We start from the raw sequence: 15,424 nt of genomic DNA, 5'->3' as shown, positions 1-15,424 counted from the left end.
GAACCAGATCTCCCGGTCTTGGCTGGTCTCGTCTTCAAAGCGCGAGAGCGCTCGCCAACGCCAACGCCAGCACAACCTCAAGCAATCAACGGATCAGCGGATCAGCGGATCAATCAGTCAATCGAAGCCCCCACGCTCTTCACTACCCCCGCCCACTTCTGCCGGTCCGCCTTCACCGTGTTGCGGAACTGGTCGACCGTCTCGACGCGCGGCGAATTCCCCGCTTCGATCAGCTTCTGCCGGATGGCGGGCGTTTCCAGCGCCACCTTGACCGCGTCGTTGAGCTTCTTGCTGATATTCGGATCCAGCCCCTTGGGCCCGAAGAAGCCGAACCAGATCGTGCTGTTGAAGCCCGGCAGGCCGCTCTCGCCGATGGTCGGCACTTCGGGGATCACCGCCACGCGGCTCTTGGTGGTCACACCCAGCAAGCGCACCTTGCCGGCACGGTACTGCGGCAGCACGCTCTGCACCTGGTTGAAGATGCAGCAGACTTCGCCCTTGAGCACGGCCTGCAGCGCGTCGGGGCCGCCCTTGTATGGCACGTGGACCATGTCCAGGCCGGCGCGCGCGTTGAATTCGGCGAAGGCCAGGTGGGTGCCGGTGCCATTGCCGGTGGAGGCGTAGTTGTACTTGCCCGGGCTGGCCTTGACCTTCTCGATGAACTCCTTGACCGACTTCACGTCGAGCACGGCGGGATTCACGGTCAGCACGTTGGACACTTCGACCAGCGGCGCCACCGGCGTGAAATCGGCTTCGGCGTCGAACGGCAGGCTCTTGTACAAGGCCGGGTTGATGCCGTGCGTGGCAGCGGTGCCGAGCAGCAGGGTGTAGCCGTCGGGCTTGGCGTGGGCCACCACTTCGGAGGCCACGTTGCCGCCGGCGCCGGGCCGGTAGTCGTAGATGATGGTGGTCTTGAGCGACTTCTGCAGCGATTCCTGCAGCGTCCGGCCCACCATGTCCACGCCCGAGCCCGCGGTGAAGCCCATCAGGATGGTGATGGGCTGGGCCGGCCATGCCGGGTCCTGGGCGCGGGCCGGCGCCGAGAGCGCGCAGATCGCCGCCAGCGCGCCAAGGCCGGCGGCCAGGCGCGAAGGGCGGGTACGGAAGGAAATGCGGCGGGAAGCAATGCGGAACATGGGGGGCACCGTCGGAAGTGGAAATGAATGTGGAGCTACGGCAAATGGGGCGTGCCGGCCGGGGTCTGCCGCCCCGGGCCAAGCCAGCAAGATACCAATGATCCGCCGCATCACCAACGATCCAGTTCGCTTGACGGTATGCCATGTTGGTATAAGCAGACATGGCGCGCCGCCCGCGGGCAGCTAGCTGCGCAGCAGCCCCACCAGCTCGTCGATGTCGGGCAGCGGCGCCGCGGTCCCGGCCAGGCCTGCCCCGCCGTCTTCCCCCGCCTCCAGGATGCCGTCGGCCAGCGCGCGCTTGCCGTGATGCAGCGCGAGGATGCGCTCCTCGATGGTGCCGGCGCTGATCAGGCGGTACACCGTGACCGGGCGCTGCTGGCCGATGCGGTGGGCGCGGCCCATGGCCTGGTCTTCGGCGGCCGGGTTCCACCACGGGTCGGCGATGATCACGTAGTCGGCCGCGGTCAGGTTGAGGCCGAAGCCGCCGGCTTTCAGGCTGATCAGGAAGACATCGCCCTCGCCGGCCTGGAAGGCGGCCACGCGCCGGGTGCGCTCCGCCGCGGGGGTCGCGCCGTCGAGGTATTGCCAGGCCAGCCCGGCCTGGTCCAGGCCGCGGCGCAGCACCTGCAGGAAATCGACGAACTGGCTGAACACCAGCGTCTTGTGGCCGTTGGCGGCCAGCTCGCCGGCCAGCTGCACGAAGGCGCGCAGCTTGGCGCCCTCCTGCCCGGGATCCAGCTCGGGCGTGACCAGGCGCGCGTCGCAGGCCGCGCGGCGCAGCCGCATGAGCTGCGCCAGCACGTGGATGCGAGCCTCGGGGGCGGGCTGGCCTTGCCTGGTCCGGCGTGCCGGCGCGGCCACGGCGGCCTCGGCTGCGGCCAGCGCCTGGCGGCGCAGCGCTTCGTAGTGCGCGGCTTCCACCGCGTCGGGCTCGACGCGCAGGACCAGCTCGGTGCGCGGCGGCAGTTCGTCGAGCACCTGGGCCTTGGTCCGGCGCAGCACGAAGGGCGCGATCATGCGGCGCAGGCGCTGGGCGGCTTCGCGCACGCCGTTGCGCTCGATGGGCACGGCGAAGTGTTCGTTGAAGCGGACCAGCGAGCCGAGCAGCCCCGGGTTGCAGAACCGCATGATCGACCACAGCTCGGCCAGCCGGTTCTCGACCGGCGTGCCGGACAGCGCCATGCGGAACCCGGCCTTGAGCTCGAAGATCGCCTGCGAGCGCTTGGTGGCGGCGTTCTTGAAGGACTGCGCCTCGTCGGCGACGATCGTGTGCCACTCGCGCTCGCAGAACGCTTCGCGCGCCTGCAGCAGCAGGGTGTAGGACACGATCACCACATCGAAGGCGCCCGCCTGCCCGAGCAGCGCCGCGCGCTCGCCTTCGGCATAGATATGCACGCGCAGCGTCGGCGCGAAGCGGCGCGCCTCCTCGGCCCAGTTGCCGCACACGGAGGTCGGGGCGATCACCAGCGCCGCGCCGCCGGGCGCGCGCGCCAGCATCACCGCCAGCGCCTGCAGGGTCTTGCCCAGGCCCATGTCGTCGGCCAGGCAGGCGCCGAAGCCAGCCTCGGCCAGCGACATGGCCCAGCGATAGCCGTCTTCCTGGTAGGGCCGCAGCTCGGCCGCCAGGTTGGCGGGCAGCGCGGCCCGGCTGGCGCGCGCGCCGCGCAGGCGCCGCACGCGCTCGCGGAAATGGCTGTCGGGGTCGACCCCGGCGCCGGCCAGCACATCATCCAGCCAGGGCGCGGCCATGAGCGGCACGCGGATGCCGTCGGGCGCGCCGTGCGCCACGCTGGCGAGGTCGCGCAGCCGGGCGTGCAGGCTGCGCGTGAGCGCCACGTAGACCCCCTGCCCCATCGGCATGAAGCGCCCGGCGTGGCTGCCGGCCCAGGCCAGCAGTTCGCCCAGCTGCGCCACCAGCCCCTCGGCCACCTTGAGCTCGCCGACCAGCTTGAACCATTCGCTTTCGGTTTCGATATGCACCGCCAGCCGGGCGATGTCCGCGCTGGCCACCTTCAGCTCCTTGCCCCGGGGCCACTCCAGGGCCAGCACGCCGGCCAGGCCGGGCAGCGCCTCCACCACGGACAACGCCTCCTCGGGATCGGCCAGGGCCCAGTCGTACTCGCCGCTCTCCGGCGCGCGCGGCACCAGGAACGGCAGCGCATCGAACACCTCGGCCACGTTGGCAAGCTCCGCGGCCAGGTCGCGCTGGGTGGCGAGCGTCTCGCCCTGGACCGCGGCCATGAGACGTTCGCGTCCGCTGCCCGGCGCCAGCCGCGGGCCGAGCGGCCCGAGCGGCGTCACCGCCAGGCGCAGCGCCAGGCCTTCGCCCAGCGGCGCCAGTTCGGCGCGCAGGCGGCTCTCGGTCTCGAGCTCGCGCGTGCCGCCGCCATGGTCGGAATGCACCTGGAAATGGCCCGACAGCGCGCGCAGCGTGGCATCGAGCTGGCCTTGCGCCTCGGCCGGCACTGCCAGTCCGCCGGCGATCAGCTGCGCCGCGCCTTGCTGCGCCGGCGTCAGGCGGATCACGCGCAGGCGCTGCGAGCCTTCGCGCAGCACGGTGACCTGGCGCAGCGCTTGGGCATCGGCGCGGCTGCCGGCGGGCAGGAAGCTGTCCATGGCCGGCGCCTCGCGCAACGGCGGAGAGATGCGCAGCACGTAGCGCGCGCCTTCGCGCACCACCTCCAGCGTGGGGGCGCCTTCCACCACTTCCAGCGTCTGCTCGGGGGCCTGCGCCAGCACCACGCCCGGATGGCCGACCAGGGCCAGCATGGCGGCGGCGCGGTCGAGCACATGGCGGCGGCGGTAGGACTGGTCGCGCCGGATCGCGCGCGCCACGCGGGCGTCCCACGGTTCGAGCCGGTCGTCTTCCGCCAGCTTGGCCAGCGGCAGCGGGCGCGGCTTGTTCCAGCCGCGCGGCCCGCGCAGCTGCTCGAGCGGCTCGATCGCGCCGACGGCGCCGTCGGCGTCCAGCGTGACCGCCCACAGCAGCCGGCTGGCGCTGGCGCCGTCGGGCGCGCGCGTGTCGCCGGCCAGCGCCTGCAGCGCGTCGAGCGCCAGCCGCCAGCTTTCGCGTCGCTGGCCGGCGAAGAAGTGCTCAGGCACGGGTTCGCCGGCCGCCAGTGCCACCGCGCCCTCCAGTTGCCCATCCAGCCAATGCAGGCCACAGGCCTGCAGGCGGCCCCGCAGGCCTGCGATGGCCTCGGCGCGGGCGGCTTCGGGCTGGCGGCGCCCGCTGGCCGGCACCCCATCGCCCAGCCAGGCGCGCAGCAGCACGCGCCAGAACTGCGCCAGTGGCGGGACGTCCGGATGCAGGACGAAGGCGGCTTCGTCCAGCCGCGCGTCGCCGCGCTGCGCGTCCAGGGCGTGCACCCACAAGCCCCAGCGCCCTGCCGCCGTGGGCGCGCGCGCGCCCGATTCCGCCTGGCAGAACTTGCGGGCCCGCTCGAGATGCGCGGGCGAGCGCTGCGCCAGCAGGGACAGCGGGTAGAACGGTGCCAGCGTGGCATCCATCAGGCCCGTGCGTTCCCCGGATCCGGCCCGCAGCTGCTTGAGCGCAGCCTCGAAACCGGCCTGGGCAGCGGGCCAGTCGCCTTCCTGCACGCGGGCAAGCGCGCGCCGTGCCGTCTCGTCCCCGCCCGCGTTGCCGGCCTGCAGCAGCGCCAGCGCCCCCGTGACATCGCCCGCGTAGAGTTGCCCCATGGCCAGCGCGCCGCGGACAGGGGCCGGCACCGCCGGCGCATCCGCGCGTGCGCGGGACAGCGCGTAGTCCAGGCAGGGCCGCATCCGTGGGTCCCAGTCGTGGTGGAGGGACGCCAGCGCATGCAACACGATGCGCCAGCGGTAGTCCGGCGCCACGCGGTCGAGCAACTGCGCGTCGCCGGCGTCCAGCATGGCGTCCACCAGCGCTTCGGCCTGGCCGGCGCTGTCGCCGAACCGCGCCAGCAACGGCTCGATCACGGACTGCGCCGCGCCGGAAAAGAGGGCCTCGCGCAGCTGGCCGGCAAGCGGGCTGGTGCGTAGGTCGGCAAAGCGGGACGTAGGCGGCAGGGGCACGGGCGGGGCGGCGGCGGACACAATGTGACGATTTTAAGCCCCGCCGGCCCCGTGCCCGCGTTGGCACGTGGGGTCCCGGGGTTTACAATGTCGCTTTTGCATGGCTGACGGCGCACACGGAGCAAACCATGTCGATGGCGGATCGCGACGGAAAAATCTGGATGGACGGCAAGTTGATCGAATGGCGTGACGCCAAGATCCACGTGCTCACCCATACCCTGCACTACGGCATGGGCGTGTTCGAGGGCGTGCGCGCCTACAAGACGCCGGCCGGCACCGCGATCTTCCGTCTCAAGGAACATACCCGCCGCCTGTTCAACTCGGCCAAGATCTTCCAGATGGCGATGCCTTTCGACGCGGCCACGCTGGAAGCGGCGCAGCTCGAAGTGGTCAAGGCCAACCAGCTCGAGTCCTGCTATATCCGCCCGCTGGTGTGGATCGGCTCGGAAAAGCTGGGCGTCTCGGCCAGGGGCAACACCATCCACGTGGCGATCGCCGCGTGGCCGTGGGGCGCATACCTGGGCGAAGAAGGCCTGGAGCGCGGCATCCGCGTCAAGACGTCTTCGTTCACCCGCCACCACGTCAATGTGTCGATGGTGAGGGCCAAGGCCAGCGGCTACTACATCAACTCGATCCTGGCCAACCAGGAAGCCACCAGCCTCGGCTATGACGAAGCGCTGCTGCTAGACACCGAAGGCTACGTCAGCGAAGGCTCCGGCGAGAACGTGTTCGTGGTGCGCGACGGCGTGATCTACACCCCCGACCTGGCTTCCTGCCTGGACGGCATCACGCGCGACGCCATCCTCACCATCGCCGGCGACCTGGGCATCCCGGTGCGCGAAAAGCGCATCACGCGCGACGAGGTCTACTGCGCCGACGAAGCGTTCTTCACCGGCACCGCCGCCGAGGTCACGCCGATCCGCGAGCTGGACGACCGCCTCATCGGCGAAGGCCGCCGCGGCCCGGTGACCAAGCGCGTGCAGGACGCGTTCTTCGCCGCCGTGGGCGGCACCAGCGAGCAGTACAAGCACTGGCTGACGCTGGTCTGAACGTGACCACGCCGAGGCGCAACACTGAGTCGAATCACCCAGTCACCGAATTACCGAAGCTGACCTGTTCACCGGGCTCCCGTCCGGTCCACGCAACGGACCGGACGGGGAAACGGATTCCAGTTCCACACAAGACCAAAACCATCCCCGCAACACCATGACGCAAACCGCCTCCGTAATCGAAATCGGCGCAGAAGACCTTCCGCTGCACTGCCCCACCGGCAACACGCCCGCGTGGAACTACCATCCGCGCGTCTTCCTCGACGTGACGGACACCGGCGAAGTGAAGTGCCCGTATTGCGGCACCGTCTACAAGCTCAAGGCAGGCACCGTCATCAAGGGTCACCACTGACACGCGCCACGCCTGACCGCGCCGACTCGACGCTTCGGCCCGCCAGCAGGCGCGCCGGAGCGTCGGCGTGCGCGGCGCGCGTGGAACGCAAGGCCCGCACCGTCCGCACCACCCGTATCACGCCCCTTTATCCGGCAGCGCTCCATCCATGAAAAAAGCCCTCGTCATCGCCCCCAACTGGATCGGCGACGCCCTGATGGCGCAGCCGCTCTTCTCGCTCATGAAAGCGCGCCATCCGCGCCTGCTCATCGACGCCCTCGCCCCCAAGTGGGTGGCGCCGGTGCTGGCGCGCATGCCCGAGATCAACCAGGTTTTCCCCAGCGAACTGGCGCACGGCAAGCTGCAGCTGTCGGCGCGGCTGATGTTCGCGCAGCAGCTCAAGAACGAAGGCTATGACGCAGCCTACGTGCTGCCCAACTCGCTCAAGTCGGCATTGATCCCCTGGCTGGCCGGCATCCCGCTGCGCATCGGCTACCGCGGCGAAGCGCGCTTCGGCATGCTCAATATCCGCCACGCCAACCCGCCGCGCGACCAGCGCCCGCCAATGGTCGAGCACTATGCGCGGCTGGCGCTCAAGCCCGGCGCGCGCCTGCCCGAGCACCTGCCCGAGCCGCGCCTGCGCACCGATCCCGCGCGCATGGCCAAGACCGCCGAGCGTTTCGGCATCCCGCCGCAGACGCGCCTGATCGCCTTCTGCCCGGGCGCGGAGTTCGGCCCGGCCAAGCGCTGGCCGGCGGCGCATTTCGCGGAGCTGGCGCAGATGCTCAAGCGCTCGTTCCCGTACGCGCAGATGATCACGCTGGGCTCGCCCAAGGACGCGGAGATCGCCGCCGAGATCGTCAAGGGCGCGCCCTTCGTGCGCAACCTGTGCGGCCAGACCTCGCTGGACGATGCCGTGGACCTGCTCGCGCTTTCCGAAGGCGCGGTGTGCAACGATTCCGGCCTGATGCACGTCACCGCGGCGCTGAACCGGCCCCAGGTGGCGGTGTTCGGCTCCAGTGACCCGCGCCATACCCCCCCGCTGTCGCAGGCTGCTAGTATCATGTGGCTGCAGCTCGAATGCAGTCCGTGCTTCAAACGCGAGTGCCCCCTGGGTCACCTGCGCTGCCTGAAAGATATCGAACCCGAAATGGTGTTCGTGGAGCTGCGCAAGCTCCTGCACCGCGCCTGACGCACCAAGCGCCGGCCCGCAGTTCGTGTCAATCCGGCCAACGAATCCTGAGTCCAGTCACCATGCCTCGTTTTGCCCGCCTGTTCGATTCCGCCGAAGACATTGTCGAAGCCTTTCGCGAAGCCATGAAACTGCGCGATGCGGATGGCTCGCTGCGCCTGTGGCTGGATGAGGACTCGGTCACCTGCGTGATGCCGGACGGCCAGCGCCTGATCGGCCACGAGCAGTTGCGCCAGGCCTTCGCCCAGCTGCTCGAGCTGCAGCCGGTGCTGATCGACGTGATCGAGACCAGCAGCCATGCCTCGCTCGGCGTGGCCATCTTCGACGTGACCGAGGCGCTGCGCTTCGGCGACGACCGCGTCGAGGCGGACCTCTACGTGCACACCACCTACGTGCTGATGCAGAACCACGAGGGCTGGCGCCTCGCGCATATCCACTGCAGCCCGGCCAACGCCGCCCAGGTCGCCGCCGTCAGCACGGCGCCGGGCCAGGCTCTGCATTAGTGGATTGCCGGACTGGCGCACGAGATACCCAACGCAGCATGACCGCATTCGGCAGCGGTCGCCGCATGCCCTGGTGGCTGTCCGGCGGCCACACCCAGACCATCATCCCCGCGCGCTTTACCCGGCGCCCGCGCACGGCCTTCAGGCGCGAACGCTGGACGGCGCCCGACAGCGACTTCATCGACCTCGACTGGACCACCCACGCGGTCACGCCGGATACGCCGCTGCTGGTCATGTTCCACGGCCTGGAAGGCAACTCGGAGAGCCACTACGCGCAGACCATGATGCATGCGCTGGCCGCGCGCGGCTGGCAGGGCGTGGTCCCGCATTTCCGCGGCTGCTCTGGCGAGCTGAACCTGGCGCCGCGCTTCTACCACTCCGGTGACGCGCAGGAGATCCGCTGGATCCTGGAGCGGCTGCACCGGGAGTACTGCGCGCACGGGCGCAAGCTGCTGGTAGTGGGCATCTCGCTGGGCGGCAACGCGCTGCTGCGCTACCTGGGCGAGGAAGGGGGCGGTGCGCGCTTCGTCAGCGCGGCGGCATCGGTCTCGGCGCCGCTGGACCTGGCCGGCGGCGGCGCGGCGCTCTCGCAGGGGTTCAACATGCTCTATACGCGCATGTTCCTGCAGACGCTCAAGCGCAAGTCGCAGGAGAAGCTGCGCCAGTATCCCGGCCTGTTCGACCGCACCGCCATGCTTGCCAGCCGCGACCTGTACGCCTTCGACAATATCGTGACGGCCCCGCTGCATGGCTTTCGCGATACCGACGATTACTGGAAGCGCGCTTCCAGCAAGCCAGTGCTCGGCGCCATCGCCGTGCCGACCCTGGTGCTCAATGCGCGCAACGATCCCTTCCTGCCGGCGCGCCACCTGCCCGGCCCCGCCCAGGTCAGCCCGCAAGTCCGGCTGGAGCAGCCGGAACACGGCGGTCACGTCGGTTTCATGACGCCGCGCGAAGATCTGCTGCGGGCGTTGCCCGTGCTGCCGTATGCCGGCCATATCGAGTGGCTGCCGGCGCGCATCCTGCAGTATTTCGACTCGGTCGCATAGGCTATCGGCGCTAGCGGCGCTAGCGGCGGCGCCGGGCGCGGCGAGATTCACCGGCGGGAAGGCCTGCTCCAGGGCTTCCCGCACAGGAGACAGCAACAATGGACGAGACAGTCAAGCAAGCCATGGCCCGCTGGCCCAACGTACCTAACTGCTACGGCTGGCTGGCGCTGGACCGGCGCGGGCAATGGCGCATGCGCAATGAGTATGCCCAGCAGAACGGCCTGTCGGGCGACCCGATCCGGCACCCGGCGCTGGTGGCCTTTATCGAGCGCAACTACCAGCACGACGAGCGCGGCGCCTGGCATTTCCAGAACGGACCGCAGCGCGTATTCGTTGCGCTGGCCTACGCGCCATGGATCGTGCGGCTGCACGAAGGACGGCTGCACACCACCACGGGGCGCGCCTTCACCCTGCGCGGCTGCCATGCGGACGAACACGGCAACGTGGTCCTGGCAGGCGAGATCGACGGGCAAGCAGGTGGCGGCGTCACCGCCGCGTTGTTGCACGACCATGATCTCGACGCGTTTAGCAGCGCCTGCACCTGGCATGGCGAGGCGTGCGGCGGCAATCTCGGCGTGTCCCATTTCCACGGCACCGATGTGCCGATCGAGCCGATCATCGAGGACGAAGTGCCGTCGCGCTACGGTTTCGTGCGGCAGCCCGCGCCGCCCGCAGGCGAAAACGCAGCCTGAGCCAGGGGCGCGGGCCGCTAGTTCGGCATGCCCTTGTTGTCCTGCTTTTCCTCGCGATACTGGCGTTCGAGCTGGTGCAGGCGCGCATCGACCTCCGACAGCGTGTAGAAATCCCCGTCGCCGGCCTTGCGCGCGATCTGCAATTGTTCGATGGCGGCCTGGTAGGCGCCGTCGACCGCGTACTTCTCGGCCAGCGCCTGGTGCTGCTGCACGCGCCGGCCCTGGGCCGCATAGGCCCGCGCCAGCATGTCCCACCATTCCGAGCGCGAGAGATCCTCGCGCGTGCGTTCGCGCAGGAAGGCCACCGCCTGGTCCAGGCGCCCCGCGCCCAGCAGGGTCGCCGCGTAGCTCACCGCCACCGCGTGCGATAGCGGGAAGGCCTTCATCGACGCCACCGCCTGGTTCAGCGCTTCCTGGGGCCGGCCCTGGCCGCGCGCCAGTTCGATCGCCATCACGTCGAGCATGGGGCTGCCCGAGGTCGCGCCGGGGATATTGCCGTAGAGCCGGCGCGCTTCGGCCAGCGACTGCTCGGCCGCGGCAAGGCGGCCCAGGCGCTGCTCGGCGAAGGCGATGCCGTAGTACAGCGCCGGCGTGCGCGCCGGCGAGGCCCCGGCCAGCTGCGCTTGCAGCGCGGTGCGGGCGTTCTGCACGTCGCTCGGCGTGGTTTCCTGGATGATGCGGGCGCGCATGCGCGCGAATTCGTATTCTGGCGTGCTGGCGACGCGGCGCACCGCCACATGGCTGACGCGGTCCTGCATGTCGGCGATACGCTCCGAGGTCAGCGGGTGGGTACGCACATAGGCAGGCACCGAGCTTTCCGAGATGCCCATCACCCGCTGCAGGCGCTTGAAGAAGTCCGGCATGCCCTGCGGATCGAAGCCGGCCGCGGTCATGATCTGGAAGCCGACGCGGTCGGCCTCGCGCTCGGCGCCGCGCGAGAACGACAGCTGGTTGGCCACCGCCGCGGCCTGCCCGCCCACTGCCAGCGCCGACGCCGCGTCGCCGCTCTTGGTGGCGGCCAGGCCCGCCAGCACCATCGATGCCAGCGCGATCCACATCGACTGGTCCTGCGAGGTGATGCCGCGCGCGATATGGCGCTGCATCACGTGGCCGATTTCGTGGCCGAGCACCGAGGCCAGTTCCGACTCCGTGTCCGACTGCACCAGCAGGCCGGAATGCACGCCGATATACCCGCCCGGCAGCGCGAAGGCGTTGATGCTGCGGTCACGCACCGCGAACAGCTCGAAGCCGGTGGCAAAGGTGCCCGACCCCGTCGAGCCCGAGATGTTCTGCCGGCGCGCCGCCTGCACCAGCCGGTAGCCGAGCGCGTTCAGGTAGTCGGCCAGCAGCGGGTCCACCACATAGTCCGGATCGCGCCGGATGTCGCGCATGATGCGCTCGCCCAGGCGCCGTTCCATGTCGGGCGTGAGCGAGGCGGTGGAGGGATCGCCAAGATCCGGCAACTGCACGCCACTGGTTTCCACCACCGTGTTATTGGTACGCAACCCGAACTCGGATTTCTGGCCCGCCTTCACGCTGCGGTTCAGGTTGTCGTAGACCTGGTCGCTGCCGTCTGCGCCGCCCGCGGCATCCGCGGCGGTGCGCGCGGGATCGTTCAGCAACTGGCGCTGCTGCGGCCAGGCGGGCAGTGCCATGGTCAGCGCCAGCAGCGCCGCAAGCGAGCGGCGCACGAGCATCGGAGGGACCAGGAAAGCGGCGGGTCCGCCATGCCGCATGCGAGCCTCGGGCGAGTCCGGGCTTGCCTGTCGGGCGGGCGAGGAGAGCGCTCCGCGGAGCGTTGAATTCTTGCGCATCTTGCTATGATAGCGGCCTCTGGAAGCCATTCCCATCGGGCATCCCCGGGCTTGGCCCGGGCCCTGCCAGACGTTGAGCCCGCGGGCGCGGCGAAGCATCCGTGCCGTGCCGTTTTTTCCGCAACTCCCCTCGATTCCCGTCCACGCCATGAGCCAGCTCACCCATTTCGATTCCGCCGGACAAGCCCATATGGTCGACGTCGGCACCAAGGCGCACAGCCACCGCGTGGCCATCGCCACTGGCGCCATCACCATGCTGCCGGCAACCTTCGCGTTGGTGCGCGACGGCACCGCCAAGAAGGGCGACGTGCTGGGCATTGCGCGCGTGGCCGCCATCATGGCCACCAAGCGCACCTCCGACCTGATCCCCCTGTGCCATCCGCTGGCGCTCACCAAGGTTGCGGTGGACTTTGCGCTGGACCAGGCCGCCGCCACCGTGCGCTGCACCGTGCGCGCCGAGACCCACGGCCAGACCGGCGTGGAAATGGAAGCGCTGACCGGCGTCCAGGTCGCGCTGCTGACCATCTACGACATGTGCAAGGCAGTGGACCGGGGGATGGTGATGGGGGATGTGAAGTTGCTGGAGAAGCATGGGGGGAAGTCGGGGGACTGGGTGGCAACCCCGTGATCTAAAAATGGTCTTCGGCCTTGGGGGAATCCGAAGTGTTTGCGTTTCTGCCTGCGTATCGAACGGCGACTCCCCGCATTGGCTCCTCGCGTTGACTCCTCACTTAGGCGAACCGTCGAATCGCGAAAGCAGAAGTCACAAGGCAAGCCGCCGTCTAGACTTGATCCAGCTGACGAGTCCACCACCGCGCCCAAAGGAGACCGGCTATGTTGACGCAGAAGACAAAAGACATCGTGAAGGCAACTGCGCCGGTGCTGGCCGAACATGGCTCCGCCATCGTAAAGCGCTTCTATGAACGCATGCTCGGCGCGCATCCCGAGCTGAAGAATGTGTTCAACATGGCGCATCAGGAGCAGGGGCAGCAGCAGGAAGCACTCGCGCGCGCGGTCTACGCGTATGCCGAGAATATCGAGGATCCGAGCAGCCTGGCGGCAGTGCTGAAAAACATTGCCAACAAGCATGCGAGCCTGGGCGTCAGGCCTGAGCAGTATCCGATTGTCGGGGAGCATCTGCTGGCGGCCATCAAGGAGGTACTAGGCGGCGCCGCGACGGAAGAGATTATCTCCGCATGGGCACAGGCTTACGGGAACCTTGCAGACGTGCTGATGGGCATGGAAAGCGAGCTGTACGAGCGGTCCGCGGAGGAACCCGGGGGCTGGACCGGCGGGCGTACCTTTGTCGTTCGCGAGAAGCGGCCCGAAAGCAGCGTGATCACGTCGTTCATCCTCGAGCCCAAGGATGGCGGCCCCGTGTTGAACTTCGAACCCGGTCAATACATCAGCATCGCAGTCGACGTGCCTGCGCTCGGTGTGCGGCAGATTCGCCAGTACAGTCTGTCGGATATGCCAAACGGGCGCAGCTATCGAATCTCGGTGAAGCGTGAAGGCGGCGGTACGAACCCTCCGGGGCATGTGTCGTGCCTCTTGCATGATCATGTCAAGGTTGGAGACGAGGTTCAGCTGGCAGCGCCGTATGGCACCTTCCATATCGATGTCGATGCCAGGACCCCGATCGTCCTGATCAGCGGTGGCGTGGGGCTGACGCCCATGATCAGCATGCTCAAAAGGGCAATACAAGACCCGCAGCGGCAAGTGGTATTCGTGCATGGCGCGCGCAACAGCGGGGTACACGCCATGCGTGACCGGCTGCGTGAAACCGCCAAGACGTATGCCAATCTCGATGTGATCGTGTTCTACGACGACCCGCTGCCGCAGGATGTTGCTGGCCGGGACTACGATTACGCAGGGCTTGTCGATGTCAAGGCGATCAAGGATGCGATCCTGCTGCCCGATGCCGACTATTACATCTGCGGGCCGATCCCCTTTATGCGCATGCAGCATGACGCGCTGAAAGAGCTGGGAATCCAGGAGCCGCATATTCACTACGAAGTGTTTGGGCCAGACCTGTTCGCCGAATAGGAGGCAATAGGAGGAAGTAGCAGGAAGCCGGCCGGAACCATTTGCGCGGTGCCGTCCGGCAGCGCCGTGGCCTGTCGGACATTCCCGCGGCAATGCGTGAAGTTCCATCAGCATGGTGGCAACTCGGCGGACCGGGCGCGGCAGGAACCCAAGCCCACCCGGCGGGCGCCACGGGAGCGCGCCGCCCGCCGGGGTATCGAGGCCGTCCCTCGCCAGCGTCCGCGATTCGTGTCGCGACCGACATGATCTGGCGCCCATGCGTATTCCGCTGTAACAAGCGTAACGCGGCATTTCGCCAGCCGTGGGGCGCGCGCCGCCTGGGGCAAATTGGTATTCAATGCAGTTTAGGGGGCGCCAATGCGCCGCCGGCGGGGTGTCGTCCCGCGATCATCCATGGGTGAGCAACATGAACGGGCGTAGGTTTGGCCAGCTTCTGCTGGTGGTGGCAGCGCTGGCGGTCAGCGGGACCGCCCTGGCGGGAGGGGGTGGCGGCCATGGCGGCGGCGGGCACGGCGGCGGTGGATGGCACGGCGGCGGTGGATGGCATGGCGGCGGATGGCATGGCGGATGGCACGGCAGCGTGGGCGTCGTGATCGGTCCCGGTTTCGGCTATGGCTATGGTTATGGCTGGGGCTACCCCTATCCGTACTACGCGCCCGGCTACTACTATCCGCCCGTAGTCGCGGCACCGTCGGGGCCGCCGCAATATATCGAGCAGGGCCAGGATGGCCCGGTCGACATGGGCGGCCCGGCAGCCGCGGCGCCCGCTCCCGCGCAGGCGTTCTGGTATCACTGCGGCCGGCCGGATGGCTATTACCCGTATATCAAGGCCTGCCCGGGCGGGTGGGAGAAGGTACCGGCCCAGCCACCGGCCTGAGCGCGCGCAGAGAACGCGTACCCGTGCGCTCGCGGCATCGCCTTGCGGCCGCGTGCGACGGTTTTCTTGACTGACGATTTGCTGACCGAGGTACCGAGGTGCAGAGATGAAAACGTTGATCCGTCCAGCTTTGGCCAAACGCCCCGTCTTGCTGGCCCTGCCTTTGGCCGCCCTGGTGCTGGCCGGCTGCGCCGTGATGCCCAGTGGCCCCAGCGTGATGGTGCTGCCGGGCACGGGCAAGAACTTCGACCAGTTCCGCGCCGACGACTATGGTTGCCGCCAGTTCGCCTTCGGGCAGGTCGGCGGCGTGACCGCCAACCAGGCCGCCACCACCAGCGCGGTCGGCAGCGCCGCGGTGGGCACGGCGCTGGGCGCGGCGGCGGGCGCGGCCTTCAACGGCGGAGCGGGCGCGGCGGTAGGTGCGGGCGTGGGCCTGCTGACCGGCGCCGCGGTTGGTGCGGGCAACGCGCAATATGCCGGCTATGGCAGCCAGCGCCAGTACGACGCGGCCTATGTGCAATGCATGTACGCCAGCGGCCACCGCGTGCCGGTCTATGGCCAGATGGTGTCGTCGGCCCCGCGGCCGGCAGCGCCGACCTACTACTATCCGCCTCCGCCCCCGGGCTACGTTCCGCAGTAGCGACCGGCCAGCCAGTCCCGCATCCCGTGCCCGCGCAGGCCT

Annotated in this window: 13 protein-coding genes; 10 read left to right on the top strand and 3 right to left on the bottom strand. The window is 69.0% G+C overall.

Translation table 11 applies throughout. The annotated features are described in order from the left end of the window. Positions 1–113 precede the first annotated feature (113 nt). Positions 114–1,136, bottom strand: coding sequence for a Bug family tripartite tricarboxylate transporter substrate binding protein (locus tag AC1DKV_RS25850; protein ID WP_441621491.1), 1,023 nt, complete (start codon positions 1,134–1,136; stop codon positions 114–116). 183 nt (positions 1,137–1,319) lie between these two features. Continuing rightward, a complete protein-coding gene (locus tag AC1DKV_RS25845) occupies positions 1,320–4,238 on the bottom strand; it encodes a DEAD/DEAH box helicase (protein ID WP_477115931.1) in 2,919 nt (972 codons plus the stop codon). A 1,079-nt stretch (positions 4,239–5,317) separates the two neighbouring features. On the opposite strand from AC1DKV_RS25845, the gene AC1DKV_RS25840 reads away from it, so the two are divergent. From AC1DKV_RS25840 to AC1DKV_RS25815, 6 genes are all read left to right on the top strand, one after another. After that, positions 5,318–6,238, top strand: coding sequence for a branched-chain amino acid transaminase (locus tag AC1DKV_RS25840; protein WP_441621489.1), 921 nt, complete (start codon positions 5,318–5,320; stop codon positions 6,236–6,238). A gap of 157 nt (positions 6,239–6,395) precedes the next feature. After that, a complete protein-coding gene (locus tag AC1DKV_RS25835) occupies positions 6,396–6,590 on the top strand; it encodes a zinc-finger domain-containing protein (protein WP_017228539.1) in 195 nt (64 codons plus the stop codon). 148 nt (positions 6,591–6,738) lie between these two features. After that, complete coding sequence (waaF, locus tag AC1DKV_RS25830; protein ID WP_441621487.1) at positions 6,739–7,761, top strand: lipopolysaccharide heptosyltransferase II; 1,023 nt, start codon at positions 6,739–6,741, stop codon at positions 7,759–7,761. A 62-nt stretch (positions 7,762–7,823) separates the two neighbouring features. Beyond that, complete coding sequence (locus AC1DKV_RS25825) at positions 7,824–8,264, top strand: YybH family protein (protein ID WP_441621485.1); 441 nt, start codon at positions 7,824–7,826, stop codon at positions 8,262–8,264. 38 nt (positions 8,265–8,302) lie between these two features. Beyond that, a complete protein-coding gene (locus tag AC1DKV_RS25820) occupies positions 8,303–9,313 on the top strand; it encodes a YheT family hydrolase (RefSeq protein ID WP_441621483.1) in 1,011 nt (336 codons plus the stop codon). A 98-nt stretch (positions 9,314–9,411) separates the two neighbouring features. Beyond that, positions 9,412–10,005, top strand: coding sequence for a DUF2946 family protein (locus AC1DKV_RS25815; RefSeq protein ID WP_441621481.1), 594 nt, complete (start codon positions 9,412–9,414; stop codon positions 10,003–10,005). A 17-nt stretch (positions 10,006–10,022) separates the two neighbouring features. Here AC1DKV_RS25815 and AC1DKV_RS25810 read toward each other — a convergent pair whose 3' ends face one another. After that, entirely contained in the window at positions 10,023–11,702 is a 1,680-nt protein-coding gene (locus tag AC1DKV_RS25810; protein ID WP_441621479.1) for a M48 family metallopeptidase, read from the bottom strand. Between the two features lie 265 nt (positions 11,703–11,967). Here AC1DKV_RS25810 and moaC point away from each other — a divergent pair, with 265 nt between their 5' ends. The 4 genes from moaC (at position 11,968) to AC1DKV_RS25790 (ending at position 15,382) form a co-directional block, all read left to right on the top strand. Then, the gene (gene moaC / locus AC1DKV_RS25805; protein WP_441621477.1) at positions 11,968–12,447 is read left to right on the top strand and encodes a cyclic pyranopterin monophosphate synthase MoaC; all 480 of its coding nucleotides are present in this window, start codon (positions 11,968–11,970) and stop codon (positions 12,445–12,447) included. Between the two features lie 206 nt (positions 12,448–12,653). Beyond that, entirely contained in the window at positions 12,654–13,865 is a 1,212-nt protein-coding gene (gene hmpA / locus AC1DKV_RS25800; protein ID WP_441621475.1) for an NO-inducible flavohemoprotein, read from the top strand. A 406-nt stretch (positions 13,866–14,271) separates the two neighbouring features. Continuing rightward, positions 14,272–14,742: a hypothetical protein gene (locus AC1DKV_RS25795; protein WP_441621474.1), complete on the top strand. Its 471-nt coding sequence runs from the start codon at positions 14,272–14,274 to the stop codon at positions 14,740–14,742. A gap of 106 nt (positions 14,743–14,848) precedes the next feature. Next, positions 14,849–15,382, top strand: a complete 534-nt coding sequence (locus tag AC1DKV_RS25790) for a hypothetical protein (RefSeq protein ID WP_441621473.1) — start codon at positions 14,849–14,851, stop codon at positions 15,380–15,382. The last annotated feature ends 42 nt before the right edge of the window (positions 15,383–15,424 follow it).

The sequence above is a fragment of the Cupriavidus sp. 05T41 genome (assembly GCF_056396525.1).
Note: the sequence above shows the minus strand (reverse complement) of the source record. Positions and strands in the feature narration are given on the sequence as shown.

What these genes read in the sequence shown, in the direction of transcription:
- AC1DKV_RS25850 (WP_441621491.1), bottom strand. Translation starts at nt 1,136, where the DNA reads ATGTTCCGCATTGCTTCCCGCCGCATTTCCTTCCGTACCCGCCCTTCG.
- AC1DKV_RS25840 (WP_441621489.1), top strand. Translation starts at nt 5,318, where the DNA reads ATGTCGATGGCGGATCGCGACGGAAAAATCTGGATGGACGGCAAGTTG.
- AC1DKV_RS25835 (WP_017228539.1), top strand. Translation starts at nt 6,396, where the DNA reads ATGACGCAAACCGCCTCCGTAATCGAAATCGGCGCAGAAGACCTTCCG.
- waaF (WP_441621487.1), top strand. Translation starts at nt 6,739, where the DNA reads ATGAAAAAAGCCCTCGTCATCGCCCCCAACTGGATCGGCGACGCCCTG.
- AC1DKV_RS25825 (WP_441621485.1), top strand. Translation starts at nt 7,824, where the DNA reads ATGCCTCGTTTTGCCCGCCTGTTCGATTCCGCCGAAGACATTGTCGAA.
- AC1DKV_RS25820 (WP_441621483.1), top strand. Translation starts at nt 8,303, where the DNA reads ATGACCGCATTCGGCAGCGGTCGCCGCATGCCCTGGTGGCTGTCCGGC.
- AC1DKV_RS25815 (WP_441621481.1), top strand. Translation starts at nt 9,412, where the DNA reads ATGGACGAGACAGTCAAGCAAGCCATGGCCCGCTGGCCCAACGTACCT.
- AC1DKV_RS25810 (WP_441621479.1), bottom strand. Translation starts at nt 11,702, where the DNA reads ATGCTCGTGCGCCGCTCGCTTGCGGCGCTGCTGGCGCTGACCATGGCA.
- moaC (WP_441621477.1), top strand. Translation starts at nt 11,968, where the DNA reads ATGAGCCAGCTCACCCATTTCGATTCCGCCGGACAAGCCCATATGGTC.
- hmpA (WP_441621475.1), top strand. Translation starts at nt 12,654, where the DNA reads ATGTTGACGCAGAAGACAAAAGACATCGTGAAGGCAACTGCGCCGGTG.
- AC1DKV_RS25795 (WP_441621474.1), top strand. Translation starts at nt 14,272, where the DNA reads ATGAACGGGCGTAGGTTTGGCCAGCTTCTGCTGGTGGTGGCAGCGCTG.
- AC1DKV_RS25790 (WP_441621473.1), top strand. Translation starts at nt 14,849, where the DNA reads ATGAAAACGTTGATCCGTCCAGCTTTGGCCAAACGCCCCGTCTTGCTG.